Below are 24,338 nucleotides of genomic sequence, written 5' to 3' on the forward strand. Positions count from 1 at the left end.
CACTAATGAAAAGCCATTAACTATCGATGGTCAACAACAAATTCAACAAGTTAAAGAAAACTCCTCAGTCGATACAGTACAAGGTTCATTAGTGGCTCATGGCGATAATAGCCAATCGGTTACTTGGTCAATCCATCAAGGCCAAGGCCAATTTGGCGAACTCATTCTTGACGGAAAAACGGGGCAATGGCAGTACCATCTCAATAACACATTAAGCTCGACCGACGCCTTAGCTGCCGGTGAACAACATACTGAACAATTTATTGTTATTGCTACCGATGCTCAAGGCCATCAAGTCAACACCGTTATCGCAGTAGGCGTTGCAGGCAGCAATGATCTCCCCACGATTTCCGGCATCCATCATGCATCGTTGAATGAAATGGGCAGTATCGATACTGCTTCAGGTCAGTTACTTGCAACAGACCCAGATCACAATGACACCGCAGCTTGGAGCGTAACCCAGAGCCAAGGCCAATTTGGTCAACTGGTTATCGACTCACAAACAGGCCAATGGCATTATCAACTTGATAATCAATTGCCTAATACGCAAGCGCTAAATCAAGGGGATAAAGCCTCAGAGCAATTTATTGTCAAGGTTACTGATAGCTCAGGGCAAAGCGTTAGTCAGCTTGTCACTATCGATATTACAGGTAGTAACCAAACTGCACAGATCCAAGGTGTTAATAGCGCAGCGGTCACTGAGGATAAAGACTTAGATAACCTAGGAGCCCTGCATGCAAAGGGACAGCTAAGCATAACCGATCCTGATGCCGGCCAAGCCCAGTTCAATGCTGAAAGTTTGCAAGGGCAATTTGGTACACTAAGCATCGATAACCTCGGCCACTGGACTTACACCGCAGACAACTCCCAAGCTGCGATTCAAGGGCTGAAAACTGGCGAGTCGATCACCGACACCCTGCTGGTACATTCTGTTGATGGCACCGAGCAGAAAATTACCGTCACCATTAACGGCACTGACGATAAGGCACATATCTCGTCCGCAAGCAGTGGTGGCACGAGCACAGCAAGCCTCACCGAAGACAAAGATGTGCACGGCGGCCAACTTCGTGTTGATGGCGCACTCAGTGTGACTGATGCTGACAACGGCCAAGCCCAGTTCAATGCCGAAAGTTTGCAAGGCCAATTTGGTACGCTAAGCATCGATAACATTGGTCACTGGACCTACACCGCCGATAACGCACAAGCTGCAATTCAGGGGCTCAAAACCGGTGAGTCACTCACCGATACCTTGCTGGTGCATTCTATTGACGGTACCGAGCAAAAGATCACTGTCACCATTAACGGCACTGACGACAAGGCTGTGATTGGTGGCACGAGCACCGCAAGCCTTACCGAAGACAAAGATGTCCATGCAGGTCAGCTTCGTGTGGATGGCGCACTCAGTGTGACTGATGCTGACAACGGCCAAGCCCAGTTCAATGCCGAAAGTTTGCAAGGCCAATTTGGTACCCTATCAATTAATGATTTAGGCCACTGGAGTTACACCGCAGACAACTCGCAAGCGGCGATTCAAGGGTTAAAAACCGGAGAGTCACTCACCGATACCCTGCTAGTGCACTCCGTTGACGGCACAGAGCAGAAAATCACTGTCACCATTAATGGCACTGACGATAAGGCACATATCTCGTCCACAAGCAGTGCGGGCACCTCGACTGCAAGTCTCACCGAAGATAAAGACGTTCACAGCGGCCAACTTCACGTGGATGGCGCGCTTAACGTCACCGATCCCGACAATGCCCAAGCCCAATTCAACGCAGAAAGCTTACAAGGCCAATTTGGTACACTATCCATCAATGATTTAGGCCACTGGATTTACACTGCAGATAACTCTCAAGCCAGCATTCAAGGGCTAAAAACCGGCGAGTCGCTCACTGACACCCTGCTAGTGCACTCTGTTGATGGTACCGAGCAAAAAATTACTGTCACCATTAACGGCACAGACGATAAGGCTGTGATTGGTGGCACGAGCACCGCAAGCCTTACCGAAGATAAGGATGTTCATAGCGGCCAACTTAGGGTTGATGGCGCACTCAGTGTGACTGACGCTGACAATGGCCAAGCTCAGTTCAATACTGAAAGTTTACAAGGCCAATTTGGTACACTATCCATCAATGATTTAGGCCATTGGATTTACACTGCAGATAACTCTCAAGCCAGCATTCAAGGGCTAAAAACCGGTGAATCACTCACTGATACCCTACTGGTTCACTCAGTTGATGGTACCGAGCAGAAGATTAGCGTCACTATCAATGGCACTGATGATAAAGCCCATATCTCGTCCACAAGCAGTGGTGGCACTTCAACAGCCAGTCTCACCGAAGATAAAGACGTTCACAGCGGCCAGCTTAGAGTCGATGGCGCGCTCAGTGTGACTGATGCTGACAACGGCCAAGCTAAGTTCAATGCCGAGTCACTGCAAGGCCAGTTCGGTACACTAAGCATCGATAACCTCGGCCATTGGAGTTACACCGCAGACAACTCGCAAGCTGCGATTCAAGGGCTTAAAACGGGCGAGTCGCTCACTGATACCCTGCTGGTACACTCTGTTGATGGCACAGAGCAAAAGATCACTGTCACCATTAACGGCACAGATGATAAGGCTGTGATTGCAGGCACTTCAACCGCTAGCCTAACCGAAGACAAAGATGTGCATTCAGGTCAATTGCGTGTGGATGGTGCACTCAGTGTGACTGATGCTGATAGCGGCCAAGCCCAGTTCAATACTGAAAGTTTACAAGGCCAGTTCGGTACCCTATCAATTAATGATTTAGGCCACTGGAGTTACACCGTAGACAACTCGCAAGCGGCGATTCAAGGGTTAAAAACGGGCGAGTCACTCACCGATACCCTGCTGGTGTACTCTGTTGATGGTACCGAGCAAAAAATTACTGTCACCATTAACGGCACAGACGATAAGGCTGTGATTGGTGGCACGAGCACCGCAAGCCTTACCGAAGATAAGGATGTTCATTCAGGTCAACTTCGTGTTGATGACACACTCAGTATGACTGACGCTGATAGCGGCCAAGCCCAGTTCAACGCTGAAAGCTTACAAGGTCAATTCGGCACACTATCAATCAATAACCTCGGCCACTGGACTTACACAGCAGATAACGCACAAGCTGCAATTCAGGAGCTCAAAACCGGAGAGTCACTCACAGATACGCTGCTGGTACATTCTGTTGACGGTACCGAGCAAAAGATCACTGTGACCATTAACGGCACTGACGATAAGGCTGTGATTGGTGGCACGAGCACCGCAAGCCTTACCGAAGATAAGGATGTTCATAGCGGCCAACTTAGGGTTGATGGCGCACTCAATGTGACTGACGCTGACAACGGCCAAGCCCAGTTCAGTGCTGAAAGTTTACAAGGCCAATTTGGTACACTATCCATCAATGATTTAGGCCATTGGATTTACACTGCAGATAACTCTCAAGCCAGCATTCAAGGGCTAAAAACCGGCGAGTCGCTCACTGACACCCTGTTAGTGCACTCTGTTGATGGTAACGAGCAAAAAATTACTGTCACCATTAACGGCACAGACGATAAGGCTGTGATTGATGGCACCTCGACTGCAAGCCTTACCGAAGATAAGGATGTTCATAGCGGCCAACTTAGGGTTGATGGCGCACTCAGTGTGACTGATGCTGACAACGGCCAAGCTCAGTTCAATGCCAAAAGCCTGCAAGGCCAATTCGGTACCCTATCAATTAATGATTTAGGCCATTGGATCTATACCGCTGACAACTCGCAAGCTACGATTCAAGAGCTGAAAACGGGTGAATCGCTCACCGATACCCTGCTGGTGCACTCTGTTGATGGCACTGAGCAAAAAATCACTGTCACCATTAACGGCACTGATGATAAAGCAGTCATTTCGGGTAACAGTACTGCAAGCCTCACCGAAGATAAGGATGTTCACAGCGACCAGCTTAGAGTAGATGGTGCACTTAACGTCAGCGATCTCGATAACGGCCAAGCTCAGTTCAATGCCGAAAGCCTGCAAGGCCAGTTCGGTACACTTAGCATCGATAACCTCGGCCACTGGAGTTACACCGCGGATAACGCACAAAACGCGATTCAAGGGCTTAAAGCGGGCGAGTCGCTCACCGATACGCTACTCGTGCATTCCGTTGATGGCACTGAGCAAAAGATCACTGTCATCATTAACGGCACTGATGACAAGGCACTGATTTCGGGTACCAGTACTGGAAGCCTCACCGAAGACAAAGATGTGCATTCAGGTCAATTACGTGTTGATGGTGCACTTAACGTCAGCGATCTCGATAACGGCCAAGCCCAGTTCAATGCCGAGTCACTGCAAGGCCAGTTCGGTACACTAAGCATCGATAATCTCGGCCACTGGAGTTACACCGCAGACAACTCGCAAGCTGCGATTCAAGGGCTTAAAACTGGCGAGTCACTCACCGATACAGTGCTAGTCCATTCAATCGATGGCACCGAACAGAAAATCACTGTCACCATTAATGGCACTGACGATAAGGCACATATCTCGTCCACAAGCAGTGCGGGCACCTCGACTGCAAGTCTCACCGAAGATAAAGACGTTCACAGCGGCCAACTTCGCGTGGATGGCGCGCTTAACGTCACCGATCCCGACAACGCCCAAGCCCAATTCAACGCAGAAAGTTTGCAAGGCCAATTTGGTACACTATCCATCAATGATTTAGGCCACTGGATTTACACTGCAGATAACTCACAGGCCAGTATTCAAGGGCTTAAAACGGGTGAGTCACTCACAGATACAGTATTGGTGCATTCCGTTGATGGTACCGAGCAAAAAATTACCGTGACCATCAATGGCACTGATGACAAAGCGGTTATTGCAGGCACATCAACCGCCTCTCTGACAGAAGATAAAGGTGTTCATTCAGGACAACTTCGTGTCGATGGCGCACTCAACGTCACCGATGCCGATAACGGCCAAGCCCAGTTCAATGCAGAAAGTTTGCAAGGGAAATTTGGTACGCTTTCAATTAATGATTTGGGCCACTGGACTTACACTGCTGACAACTCTCAACCTGTCATTCAAGGACTGAAAACTGGCGAGTCGCTGACTGATACCCTGTTGGTACATTCAGTGGATGGCACTGAGCAAAAGATCAAAGTCACCATCAACGGTACGGACGATAGTGCAGTGATTACAGATGCTCAGATAGATATCAATTTACGCGGTGTTACCGAAGATCGAGGTTATATCGATACCCATTACGATCTTCATTATGAAGGCAAGTTGAACATTCAAGACCCCGATAAAGGAGAAGGTAGTTTTGACCCTAATATTGGCCCACAAACTTATCAAGGTATTGGTTACGATACCAAGTTAGGCGGCCACGTATTATTGATGCGAGATGGCCATTACACCTACACCTTAGATAATCGCAACATTCAAAACCTCGCAGCGGGAGAGACGAAACAAGATTCAGCGGTTATTCGCTCTGCCGATGGTACAACCCACACCATAGAGCTCACGGTACACGGAACCAATGATAAGCCAACGATTGCAGCACAATCACATACAGTTGTTGAAGGCGGCACTCTATTACAGGGACAGATGGCCGGCCAAGATATTGATACGGGCGCGCAACTTCATTACTCAGCCCCAAAAATCGATGGACTGACATTCAATGCTGATGGCAGCTACAGCTTTGACCCTAGCCATGTAAGTTATCAATCACTGGCTGCTGGGGCGACAAAAACGCTAACGATTCCAGTCACCGTGACTGATGAGCATAATGCCAGTGCGACTCAAACCCTGTCGTTCACCATAACAGGGGGAAACAACGCTGCAATAATAAATGGCGTTGATACAGGTAATGTTGATGAAGGTCATGGCAGCTATGGTGATATGTCACCAGATTACGCACAAGCAGGCATGGCTAGACTAGGGCAATCTGCATTAACTGCTGATGGTAAATTGGATATTGTTGACCCCGATACTGGTGAATCTCAGTTTGACTCTAAAGGTGGTGCTTGGAATAACTCTTACCATGGTCAATATGGTCACTTACTATTAAACCCAGATGGTACTTGGCATTACCATGTCACCGTAGGCAGTGTTGATTGGGTTGGTAATCGTAAGACAACTATCGGTACTACCATTGATGAGTTAGGTGACAATCAAACCCTAACCGACACCATTACCGTATACTCTAAAGATGGTACTGCTCACGACATAGTCATTACCATTCATGGCGATAATGATAGACCTTATATCAGTTCTGAAGTAACACTTGCCACAAGCACAGAAGATACAGCGCTTACTTTCAGCAAAGCCGATTTACTTGCCAATACTGTCGACGTTGATGCAAATGACGCGGGCAAGCTTTCCATTGCAAATCTGTTAGTAGATCACGGCTCTGTTGTTGATAATAAGGACGGCACATACACCTTTACCCCAACCAAAGACTATAACGGCAAAGTTCATTTTAGCTATGACGTAACAGATGCTCATGGTGGTATTACGCATACAGGCGCTTCCACCACACTAACAGCCACACCTGACGGCGCCATCATTTCAGAAGTAACAACTGGGCATGTCATTGAAGATGGGCCACATAGCAGACACAATGCAGGCGTTACAACTGAACTCGCAAATGGGCAACTACAAGTTATCGATCCAGACAGCGGAGAGGATAAATTCCAATACAGCCAGTTTGGTGAATCAGCGATACACGATCCGTTCGGCGGCATGCTACGAATAGACAGTGCCGGCAATTGGGGTTATAGCGTTAATAATGCAGCTCTGCAGCATCTTGCCCAAGGACAAACGGAAACTGTTGTCTACCGTGTTCATAGCTATGATGGAACGGCATACGAGTTACATATTGACGTTGTAGGTACCAATGATGCGCCAACCGTTACCCAAGTTACACTCAGTAACGGTACTGAAGATACCCATTATCAAATGCAAGCGAGTCAGTTTGGGTTCACAGATATCGATACTGGCGATGCGCTTCATTCCATAGCAATCACAGACCTACCACCAGCAACGCAAGGTAAGTTTTTACTCGATGGACACGGCATTACTGCTGGCCAGAGCATTACGGCCAACGACATTGCTAAGCTTCAATTCGTGCCTGCGCATAATTTTAATGGCGATGTACAGTTTAAATTTACAGTTAATGATGGCCATATTGATTCACAAGAAGCTACAAATACACTCCATTTTAATGCAGTGGGAGACGCAGCGATTATATCAGGCACAGCAACCGGTGATGTGTATGAGCATGTAGATCCTAATATGTCGCCTGACTATGCCCAGCCGGGTATGGCACATTTAACAACGAATATGATTCACACGGATGGCAAACTAACAATAGTCGATCCAGATACTGGTGAAAATAGCTTTGACTCTAAAGGTATTGGCTATACCTATCATGGGAAATATGGACATCTGATCCTCAACTCAAATGGAGAATGGTTTTATGCTGTTGCTACAGGTACAGCAGATGTAAATGGTGGCTTAACGACCACTGTAGGAAGAATAATTGATCAACTGGGTGCCGGAGAAAAACTCACTGACACGGTAACCGTGCAAAGTAAAGATGGCACCACACACGACATTGTTATCACCATACATGGCGACAATGACCGCCCATATTGCTCTTCTGAGGTGCAGCTCAACAGCGGTAAAGAAGATCTGGCTCAAACCATTACGGCTAGCGAACTATTAGCAAATACTTTAGACGTGGACACCAACGATATAGGCAAACTCACTATTGCGAATCTTCATGTCGATCATGGATCTATTCGGGATAATCACGATGGTAGTTACACTCTCACGCCAGAAAAAGATTACAACGGTCAAATTCATTTTAGCTATGACGTAAAAGACGCTCATGGGGGCACAACAGCAACGGGGGCATCGCTGCAACTCAGCTCTACACCAGATGCTGCTCAGATCACGGCCGTTGGTGATATATTACAAGAAGATAACCTCTTATCTGGCACTCACCTCCTCCACTCTGAAGGACACTTTCAAGTTGTCGATCCTGATGGAGCCTCACAATCCTTCTTTGCAACTAACTCTGCAGGCAAAGACATTAGTTATACAGGCTCACTCGGGGGGACACTTCAAATTTATAAAGGTGGCAATTATTTTTACGACATCAGCAACTACAATGTGGATGCTTTAAAAGCCGGAGAGGTCGCTAAAGATGTCTTTACTATCAGCAGTGCTGATGGCACCACCAAACAAGTTGAATTCACCATTCAAGGTACCAACGACGCCCCTTATATATCTAATGCTAGTTTGCATCAAGCGGTGATGGAAGATGGTAATCTGTTGCATGGCACTTTACATGGTATCGATCCTGATCATGGCGAACAACAACTCCTTACCTACACTTCTCTAAAAGCCATAGCAGGCTTTACTCTTCATACTAATGGCAGTTATACCTTTGACTCTTCAGATAAAGCTTATCAACATGCCTCTTTATCAGTTGGGAATATACATATTCTAATTCCGGTTCAAGTCACTGATAGCGAAGGATTGCACACAACGCAAAATTTACGCATCAACATTATTCCAACCAATGATGCCCCTATTATTACCAGCTCTATTGCTCTTGCTAGCAACCATGAAGATCAAACCGTCACCCTACATATGCAAGATTTACTCGCTCACGCGAGTGATATTGATGATTACGATCGCTTACAGGTGAGCGCTTTACGCGCTGACCATGGTCAGGTCACTGACAATCATGATGGTACATTTACTTTCACACCTGAAACCAACTTCCACGGAAAGGTCACCTTCAATTACAGTGTGCATGATAATCATGGAGGCTCAACACCAGCATCAGCGACAATGCACCTTTCCAGTATCAATGATGTTCCCACAATTACCGTGACAACGCTTGCTCAAGGTACTGAAGATACTCACTATCAAATGCAAGCGAGTCAGTTTGGGTTCACAGATATCGATACTGGCGATACGCTTCATTCCATAGCAATCACAGACCTACCACCAGCAACACAAGGTAAGTTTTTACTCGATGGACACGACATTACCGCTGGCCAAAGTATTGCCACTGCAGATATAAGTAAACTGCAGTTTATCCCTGCGCATAATTTTAATGGCGATGTGAACTTCTCATATACCGTTAACGACGGCCATACCAATTCAGCCAAAGCAACTAATACTCTGCATATAACTCCTGTCAATGATGCAGCCAACATTGATGGACAAACACAGTCCACAGTCAGTGCTTCAATTACTGAAGATTCAGCCACCAGCACAATTTCGGGCCAATTAACGTTAGTGGATCCTGATACTGGCGAAGACAAATTTGCAGCCAATACCCTATTCAGTGGTCAATATGGTCAGCTCGCAGTTGATGAAGATGGCAGCTGGCATTACGCGCTCAATAACGCTGCCACAGCGGTCAATGCCTTAAATGCAGGGGAGCAACTCACCGACACAATAGTCGTAACCTCACCCGATGGCACAGCTAGCAAGACCATTGCGATTACCATCCACGGCCATAGCGACACCCCGACTCTACAACTACAAGAAGCGGGCACAACCCAAGGATTAGATCTTTATGCTGGCATTCAAGGTAATCAAGTTAGCCAACTACAATACTCTACTGACGGGATCAATTTTAGTAGTCAGGTCCCGGCAGGGTTTAGTTTGGCAGCCGATGGACATACGTTAGAGGTCGATCCGGCTCACTCTGCCTACGATCACTTAGCTAATGGTGTTCAACACAAGATCTGGATCAACTACCAACTACAGGAGGGCAGCGGCAGTAACACTCACCAATCGAGCCAACAAGCACAAGTGGTTATCAACGGCACCAGTGACCAGCCTATTATTCATAGTTTCAAAGCCAATTCAGATCAATATAGTGGCCCAGTAACCGGGAACTTACTGCAAAGTGCAACCGATATAGACGATGGTGCACAACTCATTTTACAAGATCTGCAATTTAAAGATCCGACAACCCATCATTACGTCAGTGTACATTCTGGGCAGGACGTGTCGATTGCAGGTGTTGGCCAAATACACATTGCTACAAACGGTGACTATCGCTTCACTCCAGAAGCAGGCTTTAGTGGTGATGTACCTGGATTTATTTATCGTGTGGTTGATACCCATGGCGACTACAAAGATGAAAGCCAAAATACGCTAAACATTCATATCGACGCCAACCACCAACCGACGGTACAAACCCTAAACGTCAGCACAGCGGAAGACACTGATTATCACTTTAGCACTGCTAGTTTTGGTTACCAAGACAGCGACAATGATGCTTTAGCAGGGCTAACAATCACTCAACTACCCGATCCTGCTAATGGTCATTTATTTGTTAATGGCCATGCTATAAGCCAAGGGCAAACCATTAATGCCAATAATATTGATCATCTGCTGTTTAGGCCTGCTGCTAATTTTAATGGTGACGCTCACTTTAGCTATGTCGCCAATGACGGCCATCAAGATTCAGCCGCGCATACCGCAGTACTCAACGTTAGCGCCGTTAATGATTTGCCAGTGTTAACCATTAACCAGACCAGTCACACCCAAGGAAACTTAGTCGCAACCGATGTTGATACCGGCGATACCCATACATTTTCAGCGCCAATTCTGACTGGCAGCTTTGGCAATTTATCTGTTGACCCTGATAGCGGCGCTTATATCTATACCCAGAATAATTCTGTGGCGCATATGAGCTATAACCCTGCCACAGCAACCTATAGCGGTGTCGATGTATTTGAAGTTAAGGTGAGTGATAATCACGGCGGTACAGCAAGTCAATTTATCAGCTTTAATGCTCAAGCAACCCTAAGCAGCACGGCTGGCACAATAGTGATAACAAGCAGTGTTCCAACTCAACCAGTGGTAACTGACAGCTTGCCAAGCGGCCATATTGTTGCAACATCACCCACCAATCATGTAAGTATCAATCTCAGTACAACGAGTGACACAGGCCAAAGTCATAGCGATGATTTAACCTCAGACACCACACCTGACATTACTGGTCACACAGATATTCCCTTTTCTAGAGTCACTATTTACGACGGTAATAACCCTGTTGCTCATGCACTGTCTGATGCCAATGGTGACTATACTGCAACCTTATCAAGCTTAACTGAAGGGCTGCATAATATATTAGCCAAAGCGCTAGCACCATCATCCATAATGCCAGCGGTATCCTCGGCGCTCGATGTTGAGATTGATACCCATGCCAGCGCCACTATCCAGCTTGATCCGATTACCGCCGACAATGTTATCAATGCACAAGAGAGCCACACTGCAGTGAATGTAACCGGCCAAGTCGGTGGTGATCCCCAGCAAGGAGACGTGGTCACGTTAACCCTTAATCAACAGCAACACACAGGTACGGTTGATAGCCATGGTCAGTTTAGTATTGTTGTTACAGGCAGCGAATTAGCGTCGCAGTCATCAATATCAGCCAGTGTGACGAGTACTGATAATGCAGGCAACTCAACTCAAGCGAGTCAGACTCTGCAGTATGAAACCGATCTTCAAGTTGGCCGACCTAGCATCACCTTTGAAAATCCCGGCAGTGATAACTTATACAGTAAAGCAGAAATCGCCCATGGTAATGCTGGTACGATTACTGCCACAGTGCATGCTGCAACCGATGCCAAGGTAGGAGAACACCTAAACATTAATGGCATTGACCACATTCTCGACGCAAAGAGCTTAGCCCACGGAATTCAACTCGAAGTCGCTCCAAGTAGCATAATCAAAGCCATCATGACTGATGAGCATGGCAACGTGAACTCCGCCTTAAACATGGCAGCAGGCGCTAAACCTGAACCCATAGTTGTCACTGCACCACCTGGCAGTCACCATATTGGCGCCTCACTAGGCGTACCAACAATTATACCCGGCCAAACTCCGGTACCTATCGCTGAACAAGGCTGGAAAATTTTAGTCAACGGCCATTATCAAACCTCCTATACCAGTCAATGGGGCACCCTATCTATTAATCCAAAAACTGGCCAGCTAAGCTATCAAGAACATGGAAATACCCATACAGGACCTCATGGTAGTGCTCAGAATGTTGGCGTGCATGAAGACAGATTTGAAGTCGCCTTGCAGGGCTCACATCACGACGATGTGGTCATGCATGTTCAGGTCAGCATCTTGAGCCATGGTCCTGGTCACAGTGGCAAGCTCACTTTAGGCTCTGAAGTGCTTGATATGACGGTCACTCCCGTCATTGGTCATCAAGCACCTCCTCCGCCTCCACCGGCCCCAGTCATGCATGATGAACCAATAGACTCTGCGCTAACAGTCAGTGTCGATGATTTGATTGTTGTAGGTGATACGGCTTCACATCGAGAGGATGCTCCGGATAATCCCAGCCAGCTTGCTCAAGAAAAGACTCTACAAGACAATGAGCTCAATACAACCCCGGAAGCAAACAGCAGTGTAAACACTGAGGTGCATAATGATACAGACCAACAGAGTCTTGACGAGTTACAGCCTATAGCCAGTAATCAAGCATGCGCACCAATAGACCACTATCTCAATATGGTGGGCGTTGCTCACCAAGATATCGAGCCCTCTATTGACAAACCTGCAACCGAAGAGCTTGCGCTCGAAGTGCTAAACAGCAGTGATATCAATGTAGATATGTTAGATGTGACTCAGGCTGATGCTTTTGAAAACCCGCTGCTCGATGACGAACATAAACACCAAGCGCTCGACTTAGCTACACTCGATGACAACATAGATAATACTCACCACGATCAGGTTAGTGATGATGACTTGTTGCATCAGGCATTAAACGATATGCATAACCAACTTTAAAAAGCAGGTGAATGATAGCTAGCTCATTGTAAAGTATAAATTTTGCTCTGTTTACACTTTACAATCTGCTAGCAAAATAGATCTCGGTAAATTCAGTCATTACGAATATTAGACCAATTGACCATTTAAAATAAAAGCGGGAGCCAACTTGTCTCAACTCGGTTGGACAATAGCCGCCTTAACAGCATTTTGCTCCCATTATTCCTTTTAAAATCTGGCATCAATCTTGCGATAGTTATAGCGTTCTTTTCCTACGGCAAGCTATATGAGATGTAAGACCAATAAATTTGATAGTGTTAACCAGTATTCAGGAGAGTTTAGCGGCGCTTTTGCCGATCTAGGTACTTTTCTCCCCCTCGCGTTAGGTCTAATAGCTCTTAATCATTTCTCCCCCCAAGGGATATTTGTAGGCTTTGGTCTATTTGCGCTATTTACCGCTTACTTTTATCGACGCCCTATTCCTGTGCAGCCGATGAAAGTAATTACCGCTCTAGTTATTGCGCAAGGGCTAACACCTGGAATGCTGCAAGCTAGCGGCATGTTAATGGGGATTATTCTATTAGTCCTTGCTTACAGCGGCGCCATCACTTGGATGGCCAAGCAGTTATCACCTGCCATCAGCATAGGTATTCAGCTAGCCATTGGTTTGCAACTTATATGGATGGGCGGTCAGATGATGAGTCAAACTTGGCTTGTGGGTCTTATTGCTTTTATTGCGTTATTTGCCAGTAAGTTCTTGCCGATGCGTTATTTAGCGATGCCATTAGTCATTGTGCTTGGCATCGTTTGGCAGCTTAATAGCGGCACAGCACCTAGCTTTGATCTGTCCGTCTCAACCCCTTGGCAATTTATTTGGCCAAGCCTTGATGAATGGACTTCAGCGGCTGGCTTATTAGTACTTCCGCAACTCGCGCTAACACTCACCAATGCCGTTATTGCCACCTCAGCCATGGCAAAACAGAAGTTCCCAGAAGATGGTGATGCGGCCTTTGCCCCTAAGCGCTTTGCCACCAGCTCTGGCTGGGCTAACTTACTGCTCGCGCCATTTGGCGCTACCGCTATGTGTCATGGTGCAGGCGGTCTTGCTGTGCAACATCACTTTGGCGCACGAACTTGGCTAGCGCCAACGATTTTCGGTAGCAGTTGCTTACTGATAGCTGCGTTCTGGGGACAAGGTATCGCAGGTGTGTTATCCCTTATCCCACTGGCCGTTTTAGGTAGTTTACTGGCGATTGCGGGGACGCAACTGGCATGGTCGCAGCGATTTATCGATGGTAAACCTTTCTGTATTTTTGTGATTTTATCAACGGCGGCGATTTGTCTACTGGTTAATACCGCTGCTGGTTTAGCAACCGGCATTGTACTTGAAATGGGCCGACGTCAATGGCTTGTATTTACTGATATTAAATCTTAACTAAAAACTGCACTGGTACAGTGTTGCCAGTGCAGTTTCATTCGATACACGACTCTTTTACCTAGCCAAGCCTCGCTTTTTATCTAACATATCTCGGTCTGCAGCATCTAATAAATCACTAATGTCTTCTGACTCAGTAATAAAAGTATTGCCAATAGACACGGTAACCTTAGGGATAGAAGATGCGTTTTGTACCTTTTCAAAAGCATCAGTTAAACGCTGTTTGATGTTAGCAAGCTCAGACATATTATCTAAAGCAATCAAAGCAACAAACTCATCCCCTCCCAAGCGCCCCACCACGTCGGCCTCGCGTACGCAGTCACTTAAAACTTGCGCAACAGATTGCAAAACTGCGTCACCAACGCCATGACCAAACTTATCGTTAACACATTTAAACTGATCAATATCTAGGTATAACAAACAGAGCAAGCCACCTGTACGTTTCGCAAGTTTAATACGCTGCTCAGCCAAAATATTAAAGCCACGTCGGTTATTTACATTACAGAGAGGGTCGGTAATGGCTAATTGTTGCATTTGCGCATAACTGCCGATTAACGCAAGATCAGACTCTAAAAGCTCTTTTAGCTGAGTAATTAATTCGATATAACTTTTTTTGTAATCAGTTTCTTTATAATCCATCACGCAGAAAGTACCAAATGCGGCTCCACATGGCCAAAAAACAGGGACTCCTAAGTAAGATCTAAAACCGTCATTATGTACTTCAGGGTTAGTGTCCCAGCAAGGGTCGAGTAATGCATTATTAACGTAAAGCGCTTCGCCGGTTTCAACAATTTTACGACAAAAGATATTCGCTTGGGGCTCAATAACAATACCTGAGGGGTATGGATTGGTTTCTTGCTCACTAGCAATAGTGACTTGAAAGCCTTCTTGCGTATATTGAACCAAAAAACCTGCTGGAGCCTCAAACAGCTCAGCTAGCAGGTTGACGGTTTTCTGCCACTTATCAATTGAGATTAAGTCATTAGGATTGTCCAGCAAAAACAGATCCGTCGTAAAAATTGAGTCAGTATTCATCGGTTATGGTACATCCTGTTTTAAGCGCTTCCTTAATTACAGTATAACCACACAAATAAAGCTCTCCTCAAATCATTCAAATAAATGCTTAACTATCTCGATGATCAGCTGTCGGTTTTTTCAATAATTTACGTTGTAAAGTACGCCTATGCATACCAAGCTGCCTTGCGGTCGCGGATACATTGCCGTTATTGGCATTAAGTACTTGCTGTATGTGTTCCCATTCCAATCTTTTTGGCGATAACGGCTCTTCAGTTAATGGCTCAATTTCATATTCAGCGGCATTAACCGACAAAGCGTTAAGCAAGGTTTGGGTGTCGACCGGTTTAGCTAAATAGTTATCTGCTCCAAGACGAATCGCTTCAACAGCGGTGGCGATGCTGGCATAGCCCGTCAACAACACCATAGTGACATCTGGCAGTAACTGCCTCAATGGCGAGATAAGTTTCAAGCCGTTTTCATGCTCTAATTTCATATCAAGCAGCACATGCGTTGGCCTGAACTGCCTAGCCATTAATAAACCTTGAGTCGCATCATGGCACTGCTGGCATTCAAAGCCCTGCTTGCTCATCCGCCGAGTCAAAACACTCGCTAAAGCAATATCATCTTCAATAATTAACAACTTATTTAGCATTGTAGTCGTCATTACGCGGCTCCAACTTGGGAGGCTGATATAGACTCACAGGCCGGGAAACATACCTTAGCAATCGTCCCGCCTTCGTCAGCACTACTCAGTAATAACTGGCCACCTAAACGCTCGAAACTGGCATTACTTAACAAGAGTGCCATTCCCATGCCCTGTTCACTTTCAATCAACTTATGTCCTAATTGCAACAACATCTCTTTTGGGATCCCTGCGCCAAAATCTTTTACCAAAATACACAAGCGGTTGCGACCCGAGTCAAGCTGCACTGACACTAATACTCGCGACTCGCCGCAATGAGCCAAACTGGCACTACCGGCATTTTCAATTAAGGCTAATAAAGCAGGCAATAAGCTCGCATCGGTTTGGATCATTCGCTCATTTTCAGTCTCATCAAGCTCATGGACTAAACTTAGCTCTAAATTGATTTCAGGCATGAGTAGTAACACTTGTTGCTTAATCGTCGCCGCGAGTTGCTCAGCACTCATTAACGCCTTTCTTTGTTGGCGAATAGATTCCGTTGCCATGCGCAAGGAGTTAAGGGTTTGCTCACAGCGCACCAGTGCCGTATCCATCTCTTGCAGCACTTGCTGCTCACTTACCGCATCTTCCACAGCTTCATCGACCAATAAACGCAAACTGGCTAATGGTGTTGCGAGTTGATGAGCCATTTGCGCTGAGGCAGTACCGAGCGCGATTAACCGCTCTTGTCGCAGCTGCGCTTCACGCATATAACCCAGCTCGACTTCTTGCTTACGCATACGCTGGGCGATATAAGCCACACTGGTGGTCAACACCAATGACGAGATTAAGAAGTTAAACCACATGCCTAGATAGTGAGAACTCATGTCCATGCCATGGTGTTTCATCTGGCTTTCGGGCACGGAGAAAATCATCAAGCTATAAGCTAACGTGGATATTAATGCTAAGACCCAAGGCGCCCATGTTGGCAGCACAACCGCGGCGATTGCCGTTGGCAGTAACAATAACGAGATAAAAGCGTTCGTTGCCCCGCCGGTGAAATATAGCCAAGAGATCCAAAATAGGGTGTCGATCAAGAGTACGATAAATAAACCTGAGCCTAACCGCGCGATAGCGCTGCGATGCCAAAAGGTAAAACCTAAATACAACGCCTCTAGGCTCATGCCCCAATACAACAGTGGGCTTGTTAATGACAAACCAAAGGTGTCTGCCGCAAAAAATGTCAGACCAATTTTTAATAACAGCCCTGCAAATCTTAATAGAGCCAACTGATCAACCGCACCAAGATTACGGATGAGTAAATTTTTAACGCGCAGGTTTAGCATTAGGAGGTTTTCTTTATCTATTGTTATTGATTTTAAACATTAATATTTAGCATTAACTCTGGCGTTCATCGACTTGCTTTAGCCATTGTTGAACAACGACCGACTGCTGTAATGCTTTGGTTATGCCACTTGCAAAAGGTAACGTGCTTTTGATCCCTAAACTCATAAGTCGCTCACAGCTTAAGGTGCAGTCTTTAGGGCGTTTAGCGCTATCTGTGGGGGAAGTCACAGGCTGCAGGTGCTCAGTCGATACATTTAGCACTTTAGCCATCTGCAATAACATCTGGTACTTAGTCATGGTTTGCGCTGCACTAAAGTGGTAATGCCCTGTAATCGACTCACCTGCCAGTTGCAGATTGAGTAACTTTTCTATCGCTAATGCAATGTCTTCTGTCGAAGTTGGGCTTCTTACTGCCCAGTCATCCACAGGTAAAGTCGCAGGTTTGGCAACGCTCGGCTTGAAACCATCTTGCAGACTTCGCAGCAATACTGTTACCGCAGACTCCTCTAGGGTTTGCACCTCACCGTAAAGAATAGGTAAGCGTAGCACTGCAAATTGCGCCGCGACTTCAGCAATGATCTTTTCCCCCAGCAACTTAGACTCACCGTAAAAATTAACCGGATTAGTAGCTGCTTGCTCCGTATATTTAGGCTGCGTGCCGTCAAACACATAGTCGGTAGAGATATACAGTAACCAAGCGCCGTTATCGCGCGCGGCTTGGGCTAAGGTTCGAGTAGCATCGGCGTTAAGCGCTAATGCGGCTTGTGGATCTCGCTCTGAAATATCAGGTCTGCGTTCAGCCGCGCAATGAACAATCACTTGTGGTTGATGCTGAGCAATAAAATCTGTTACTTGCTGATTTTGGGTTAAGTCGAGTTGAAACTCTCCCTCGCCAACACGGCTATAACCACACGCAATAACTTGGTGTGCATTAACTTGTTGCAATTGCTTTACCAGCGCACGCCCCAATAAGCCTGTCGCGCCAGTAACCATAATTTTCGCCATAACTGCTGCTCCTTGTGCAAAACTTTGCCATCTAGCTTAAGGGCTTTTCATCTTCTAAGCACTGGTTTACTCTTGATAAAGATAACTTTTTGCTAAAGAACTGATTTATGCCAGCAGCTAAACCTATTCCACGCATCATCGCAGGGCCCGCTTTACGTCATTGCGATGAGCAACACTTTACCCTGTGGTTTGTTTGCCGTGAGCGTTTATCTTGTTTACGCTTGGCGATATTAGGTGCTGATTTTGACCGAGAGCTAAACGCTAGCGAAGTCCACTGCATCCCTCTTGGTCAGCACGCATACCAGTATTTAATTCGCGTCTCAGAAGAGGCCCTATTAGCTAAAGATATCCCACTCACGTATGAGCTGTTCGAGTCCAATTCTGCGCGTTCGCTATTCGCTGATATAGATGAACTCAGTTATCCACAAAGACCTTTAGGCGAATTTATCGTCAAGCCGCACATCGACAAGCTATTACATGGCTCGTGCCGTAACGCCCACCACCACAGTAGCGATGCGTTAGTGGCTGCCGATACCCAGCTAGCTGGGTGTAGCGATATCAAGCAACGTCCAGCATTACTCATGATGAGTGGCGACCAAGTTTATGTTGACGATATTGCCGGGCCTATGCTGTATGCCATTGGCGAAGTGATTAAGTTACTTGGCCTGCAGCAAGAACAGTTTGTGGATGCGCCAATTGCAGATTCTACTCAGATAAGTTATCAACCCGAGGCCATGTATAAACGCCATCTCAATCTGCTGCCAAAGACCCAATATAAAGCTAAGACAGCGATTACGCGTTGGTATATTAACCATCCTATTTTTACTTCTTCCTTGGCTGAGAATCATTTAGTTAGCCTCAATGAATTAATGGCGCTATACCTGCTTTATTGGTCACCAGAGCTATGGGAGTTAATCGATATCCCCAAAGAGGTGCCCGGCCTTAGCGCGGCACATAACCAAAGGTGGCAGCGTGAATGGACCCACCTGTTAGCATTTAAAGCTGGGCTCAAGCAAGTACGCCGCTTAATGGCGCATGTACCGACTTATATGATTTTTGATGATCATGATGTCACCGATGATTGGAATCTCACCGCAAGGTGGGAGCTAGCGGCGTATCAGCATGCGTTTTCAAAACGCATCATAGGTAATGCCTTAATTGCCTATACGGTATTTCAAGGTTTAGGTAACGCCCCTGCTCGCTTTGATAGCGAAATCACCCCAGATTTAGATGCATTCTTTGCAAGCCCAAACCCAACAGCGCAAGATGCCTTGATTGAAAAATTATTGGCGTTTGAACATTGGCATTACAGCTTACAAACCACGCCCAAACTACTGGTGCTAGATACCCGGACCCGTCGTTGGCGTAGCGAGTCTAACTTAGGTAAACCGTCTGGGTTAATGGACTGGGAAGCGCTGATGGAGTTTCAGGCAGAGCTCGTTAACCAGCCCAATGTGATTATTGTGTCTGCAGCGCCAATGTATGGCGTAAAACTGATTGAAACCGTACAACGAATGGCAACCTTATGCGGCGGATCATTATTGGTAGATGCCGAGAACTGGATGGCGCACCCAGGCACAGCAAATACGCTACTGAGTATTTTCCAGCATAGAAAAACCCCGGAGCAATTTATTATTTTGTCCGGCGATGTGCACTATTCATTTAGCTACGATGTCAGTATTCGTTTTCGCCATGGCGGGCCACAGATCTATCAAATTACTTGTAGTGGCTTTAAAAACCAGTTCCCAGAAAAGCTATTACCTGTTTTTGATAAGCTAAACGGTTGGCTTTACGGCCATTTTTCACCGCTTAACTTCTTCACCAAGCGTAAACGCATGTCGATTAGAGGTCGCCGCCCTAATGGCGAACGTAGTAAGCGCCTAGTCAACCAAAGCGGCATTGGCATTGTTGAAATTGCCCCGAGCGGCGCGCCAACCAAGGTTGCAGTACTGCATGGCGATATGACAGAAACTGAGTTTTTACCGCCAAGGCATTAGATCCTAGGTAAAAGCAATGTGATATCTGTTTGTAGGTCGGCAATTATGCCGTCTTTTGACTCATTATCGAGTGAAATCGCGCTATAGTAATGCGACTTCATCTTGTAAGTTAAAGCCATCACAACTCACATCGATTTGCTTATGGCTGATTGGATCGATAAAGCATAGACGTCTTGCCATCAATTTAAGCGGCTTATCAAAATCGTCAGGCGCTTTATCAAGTAACTCAGGGTAAAGCCTATCATTGAGGATAGACATACCTAAGCTCATCATATGCACTCGTAACTGATGAGTCCTGCCAGTAATAGGTTCTAGCTCAAACAGCCCATATCCATCGAATACTTCAATCAAACGAATTTCTGAATGGCTGTTTGCCTCGCCCTCAGCGACACACATTCTAAAACTCGGAATGGTTTTGGCCATGCGGTTTTTCACAGTCCATTGCAATGGCAATTCAGTCTGCTCTAGCTGTTGCTTTACTTCGGCCGATAAAGGCGCGATGGCTTGATAAGTCTTACTAATATTTCCTGACTTAAATAGCTCATGATAATCATGACGTGTTTGCGCATTAACACTCAGCAGCATAACACCAGCAGTGGCTCGGTCTAGACGGTGGGCTGCTACAATCTGCTGAATATTAGTTTTTAGGCGTAAGCGATTCACTAAGCATTCGTTTACAAAATTCCCGCTAGGGTTGACCGCTAAAAAGTGTGGTTTAAACACCAACATAAATTCATCAGTTTGTTGCAGTAATTGCTCTTTAAAAGGGATTAGGCTTTCTTGGGCGACTTCTCGGTAATAGTAAACCCTCTCACGAGGAATAAATTGCGACTCTAGCGTAATCAAGCTGCCGTCACGCCAATGTACCTTGCCATCAACAATACGTTGCTGCCAAACAGTAGCTGTAATGGCTGGAAATTGGCTCACTAAAAAGCTCAACACTGTCGGTTTATCAGTGACAGTTTCAGGTAGCACAATGTAGGAGGCTTGGGCGGCGCGTACAGAGGAACTCATAGGACTCGAATATCAGAAAAAGGGAGAAATAAAAGTGGCGCTACTGTAGCAAACGCCTGTCTATTGTCAAAATCGACTTAAAGCTGATAATCATTGCTCGCCTTAGGCAATTTAAAGCAGTGTTTTGCCATGACTTGTAGCTAACTCAAGAATGTTGATTATCTCTCGCATGCGACTTTATCAATTCAAGAACGAAGTTCATGGTTTTATGGCAATTCGGTTGGTTAAGCAAACGTAACTTGTCTTGATTATAAAGCGGTAACACTTCAAGCCAGCGCTGACTAACCCATGAGGCGTCTTCAAGGTGCACATCATTTTCATATAAACCAAATAGATCGGGGTTAACCTCATAAAACTGCTCTAACGCCGCACTAATCAGTTCAAACTCGCCATAAATGGGCTCTTGCTGCCAATTATGGCTACGAAGCACTCGGCTTATCCACACTCCATCACGGCGCTGTGCGGCAGAAAGCACTCTAACCCGCTGCTTGCCTTCTAGCACAATGCCCAAGGATTCATCATCAAGCTGATTAAAATCGATAATTTCACATTGAGTTGCCATCTCGTAACAGGGCAATTCACAGTTAGCTTTACTCATACCAAACACTAACGAGTAATGCCCTTTTAAGATCTCGGCAATCATGCTTAGGTATCGAGGATCAATCACTCGGATCTCTACCCGCCCTTCAGGTAACAACAAGCTGTCGTGTGTTAATAACGCCATTTCTTGTGTATGCATAATCACCTCCCCCCTTAACTAGGTAGGCTGTATCATTTTGGCAATGCTCAAGTAATCGACTTAAGTAAAGCTAAAGTGTAGCAGCTGAACTCATTTCAGCCAGCAACACATAAGCTCAAACTACTTACTAAACAGACAGGCGTTATCAGCAATTTATTGCAGCGCTCAAACTGACATCAAAGGGTTTCTAATCGCTCTAACAGTGTGCCTTTACTAATAACCTCAGCTAAATCATCAGCTAAAACCTGACTCATGGCAGCAGACTCACGCCAATATTTAATCCGGCTATCGCTATCCAACTGGGTAAAATCTTCCCTATCCGGCAATTTGTTATAAGGCAAATTCTGTAGGTAAGCATCGGTTGGTGCCAAGATCAGTGCGTTGTCATAATTTTGCTTGGCAAAGCGCCAAGCAAGTGATTTATCAAACCAACCCGGTGCCATATGTGGGTAAAAATGAGGATACAAAGTCAGCCCTTTGTTTTGGACTAACGGTAAATCAAAATGGTAATCGGTAATACCACCATCGTAATAATGGCCTTTTGGCGCACCGTTAATTTGAGTCACCGGCGCAAGCACTAAAGGGATAGAACCGGTAGCTAGCAACACTTGATGGATGTTATCGCGGGATAAACCATAGTAACAACTCGGCAAATCTTTAAGACCTGCAAAGGCTGAGCTTTGCTGATTAACGCCAAACACACAGCGCTTAAAGTGCCAAGCGATGCTCTTACGACTGGCTAAATTGGTAATTGCGGCAGTAGCTAAACCCGCACCTAATGCTAAGCGCCCACCAGCACGATTAATATGCCTTGCCTGACAAGCAATATAATGACTATTTATATGTGGATTATCGATAATCTCAGCGGCGCCGTCACTGCCGAGCAAGCCGCTGATGATCCCAGCAACTTGAGTCGAGATCTCATTTGATGTTGGCTTAGTATCATAACGTTGACCGATATACAGCTCTTCTAATCGGTCATAAGCCGCATTTGGATTACTCTGCGCTAAACAAGCCAAGCGCCATGCGCCTGACGAAGCGCCTAAAGTATGTAGAGGTTGATTTAAGTCTTTAAAAAACTCAGTAAATAAATAGCGATCTAACGCCGCAATGCCTATCCATTTGGGCCCACCAGATGCAGCTAGCAATTGAGTAAACAGCTCAGGTTTAAAGTCATTTTCGCTCAGCGTTTTATAGGCTTTAGGGCCAGCGATAAACCGTAATGAAGACACATATATCCTTATTTTTTATTATTGTTACTTTAAATCGACCTTTGTATAAGGTTATTCTTTACGCCAAATGGACACAACTAAAGAAAGTATTATGGATAATACAATAGCCTCTAACACGACTGTGGTTAACACTTTTCCTAAGATAGGTTACTTCATCATTTTGATTACCTTGGGGCTTGTCGGCTCTCAGCTCAATGATGTAACCACCATTTGGGATTACGCATTTTTAGCGCCGCTATGCATAATGAGCTTTATTCTCTTACGTGTATGCTGGCAACAAAAAGTGATTTTTGGCGATTCAAAAGTCAGTTTTATTAAGATGCAGCAAAACTCAGATTTCAGCCTACCAACAACCTTAAGTCTACACTATCAAGATATTGACTCTGTGCGCCTACTTGGCGATCACCTCTTTATCCATTCAGCCAAAGGTAAGGTCAACTTTCCCTTAAGGCCAAAATCAGCCTTAGCCAAAAAGCTGAAACAGACTTTCGAAGCAAAAGGCATCGAGTTTGAAGTCAACTCTTGTATCCTCTAAAGCTAGTTAGCGCTACACTTCGCCCTCTAAACGGCACTTTTTAGGTGTCCTTATTAAATGAATTTTCGGTCAAGTTCGGCCAAGGGTGAGAAATACCATGATTGTTGATACTTTAGCTAACCGCGAGATCTACACCGCGATTAACCCACGTATTGCTAGCGCGCTAGAGCATTTAGCCACGACAGACTTTAGCCAACTAGAAGCCGGCAAGTATGAGCTAGATGGCAAAAACCTATTTGTTATCGTAAACGACTACCAAACAAAGCCTAAAGAACAGCAGCCATTTGAAGCCCATGAGCAATATATTGATGTGCAGTATGTGGTAAGTGGTGAAGAAGAATTTGGCTACTTACCTTTAGCTGGCCAAACGCCGTCTAAAGCCTATTTCGCTGAACACGATTACGCCAATTATGACTATGAATCAAACAAAGACGATGCGGCGTTTATTCAGCTAAAAGCTGGTATGTTTGCACTTTTCTTCCCTGGTGATATCCATATGCCAGGCGCTGGCGACAACGCGACACAAGTGCGCAAAGTGGTTATTAAGGTCAAGGTTTAATTTTTCCCCAATCTCGCCATAT

At 45.8% G+C, this 24,338-nt stretch carries 12 protein-coding genes; 5 read left to right on the forward strand and 7 right to left on the reverse strand.

Annotation, left to right across the window (positions count from 1 at the left end; all coding sequences use genetic code 11):
• Window positions 1–91 precede the first annotated feature (91 nt).
• Complete coding sequence (locus MSG37_RS08700; RefSeq protein WP_248470198.1) at window positions 92–12,835, forward strand: VCBS domain-containing protein; 12,744 nt, start codon at window positions 92–94, stop codon at window positions 12,833–12,835.
• Window positions 12,836–13,100: 265 nt separating this feature from the next.
• The gene (locus MSG37_RS08705) at window positions 13,101–14,249 is read left to right on the forward strand and encodes a putative sulfate/molybdate transporter (RefSeq protein WP_248470199.1); all 1,149 of its coding nucleotides are present in this window, start codon (window positions 13,101–13,103) and stop codon (window positions 14,247–14,249) included.
• Between the two features lie 57 nt (window positions 14,250–14,306).
• Here the strand turns inward: MSG37_RS08705 and MSG37_RS08710 are convergent, their stop codons facing one another.
• The 4 genes from MSG37_RS08710 to MSG37_RS08725 form a co-directional block, all read right to left on the reverse strand.
• Window positions 14,307–15,284, reverse strand: a complete 978-nt coding sequence (locus MSG37_RS08710; RefSeq protein WP_248470200.1) for a sensor domain-containing diguanylate cyclase — start codon at window positions 15,282–15,284, stop codon at window positions 14,307–14,309.
• Window positions 15,285–15,372: 88 nt separating this feature from the next.
• Window positions 15,373–15,918 (reverse strand): response regulator, encoded by a 546-nt coding sequence (locus MSG37_RS08715; RefSeq protein WP_248470251.1) that lies wholly within the window; start codon window positions 15,916–15,918, stop codon window positions 15,373–15,375.
• Window positions 15,919–15,929: 11 nt separating this feature from the next.
• A complete protein-coding gene (locus MSG37_RS08720; RefSeq protein WP_248470201.1) occupies window positions 15,930–17,234 on the reverse strand; it encodes a HAMP domain-containing sensor histidine kinase in 1,305 nt (434 codons plus the stop codon).
• Window positions 17,235–17,286: 52 nt separating this feature from the next.
• Window positions 17,287–18,240, reverse strand: a complete 954-nt coding sequence (locus tag MSG37_RS08725; RefSeq protein WP_248470203.1) for an SDR family oxidoreductase — start codon at window positions 18,238–18,240, stop codon at window positions 17,287–17,289.
• 107 nt (window positions 18,241–18,347) lie between these two features.
• Here MSG37_RS08725 and MSG37_RS08730 point away from each other — a divergent pair, with 107 nt between their 5' ends.
• A complete protein-coding gene (locus MSG37_RS08730) occupies window positions 18,348–20,237 on the forward strand; it encodes an alkaline phosphatase D family protein (protein WP_248470204.1) in 1,890 nt (629 codons plus the stop codon).
• 81 nt (window positions 20,238–20,318) lie between these two features.
• Here MSG37_RS08730 and MSG37_RS08735 read toward each other — a convergent pair whose 3' ends face one another.
• From MSG37_RS08735 to MSG37_RS08745, 3 genes are all read right to left on the reverse strand, one after another.
• Window positions 20,319–21,251, reverse strand: a complete 933-nt coding sequence (locus MSG37_RS08735) for a pseudouridine synthase (protein WP_248470205.1) — start codon at window positions 21,249–21,251, stop codon at window positions 20,319–20,321.
• A 145-nt stretch (window positions 21,252–21,396) separates the two neighbouring features.
• Window positions 21,397–21,990, reverse strand: coding sequence for an LON peptidase substrate-binding domain-containing protein (locus MSG37_RS08740; protein ID WP_248470206.1), 594 nt, complete (start codon window positions 21,988–21,990; stop codon window positions 21,397–21,399).
• Window positions 21,991–22,166: 176 nt separating this feature from the next.
• Entirely contained in the window at window positions 22,167–23,222 is a 1,056-nt protein-coding gene (locus tag MSG37_RS08745) for a patatin-like phospholipase family protein (RefSeq protein WP_248470207.1), read from the reverse strand.
• Between the two features lie 91 nt (window positions 23,223–23,313).
• Between MSG37_RS08745 and MSG37_RS08750 the strand changes: the two genes are divergently transcribed.
• Both MSG37_RS08750 and MSG37_RS08755 read left to right on the forward strand, forming a co-directional pair.
• Window positions 23,314–23,757 (forward strand): hypothetical protein, encoded by a 444-nt coding sequence (locus tag MSG37_RS08750; protein ID WP_248470208.1) that lies wholly within the window; start codon window positions 23,314–23,316, stop codon window positions 23,755–23,757.
• Window positions 23,758–23,854: 97 nt separating this feature from the next.
• Window positions 23,855–24,316, forward strand: a complete 462-nt coding sequence (locus MSG37_RS08755; protein ID WP_248470211.1) for a YhcH/YjgK/YiaL family protein — start codon at window positions 23,855–23,857, stop codon at window positions 24,314–24,316.
• The last annotated feature ends 22 nt before the right edge of the window (window positions 24,317–24,338 follow it).

The organism is Shewanella sp. 1CM18E (assembly GCF_023161665.1).
Classification (GTDB): domain Bacteria; phylum Pseudomonadota; class Gammaproteobacteria; order Enterobacterales; family Shewanellaceae; genus Shewanella.

Excerpts from the sequence above, each read along its gene's own strand:
- MSG37_RS08705 (WP_248470199.1), top strand. The coding sequence starts at position 13,101 with ATGAGATGTAAGACCAATAAATTTGATAGTGTTAACCAGTATTCAGGA.
- MSG37_RS08710 (WP_248470200.1), bottom strand. The coding sequence starts at position 15,284 with ATGAATACTGACTCAATTTTTACGACGGATCTGTTTTTGCTGGACAAT.
- MSG37_RS08715 (WP_248470251.1), bottom strand. The coding sequence starts at position 15,918 with ATGCTAAATAAGTTGTTAATTATTGAAGATGATATTGCTTTAGCGAGT.
- MSG37_RS08720 (WP_248470201.1), bottom strand. The coding sequence starts at position 17,234 with ATGCTAAACCTGCGCGTTAAAAATTTACTCATCCGTAATCTTGGTGCG.
- MSG37_RS08725 (WP_248470203.1), bottom strand. The coding sequence starts at position 18,240 with ATGGCGAAAATTATGGTTACTGGCGCGACAGGCTTATTGGGGCGTGCG.
- MSG37_RS08730 (WP_248470204.1), top strand. The coding sequence starts at position 18,348 with ATGCCAGCAGCTAAACCTATTCCACGCATCATCGCAGGGCCCGCTTTA.
- MSG37_RS08735 (WP_248470205.1), bottom strand. The coding sequence starts at position 21,251 with ATGAGTTCCTCTGTACGCGCCGCCCAAGCCTCCTACATTGTGCTACCT.
- MSG37_RS08740 (WP_248470206.1), bottom strand. The coding sequence starts at position 21,990 with ATGCATACACAAGAAATGGCGTTATTAACACACGACAGCTTGTTGTTA.
- MSG37_RS08750 (WP_248470208.1), top strand. The coding sequence starts at position 23,314 with ATGGATAATACAATAGCCTCTAACACGACTGTGGTTAACACTTTTCCT.
- MSG37_RS08755 (WP_248470211.1), top strand. The coding sequence starts at position 23,855 with ATGATTGTTGATACTTTAGCTAACCGCGAGATCTACACCGCGATTAAC.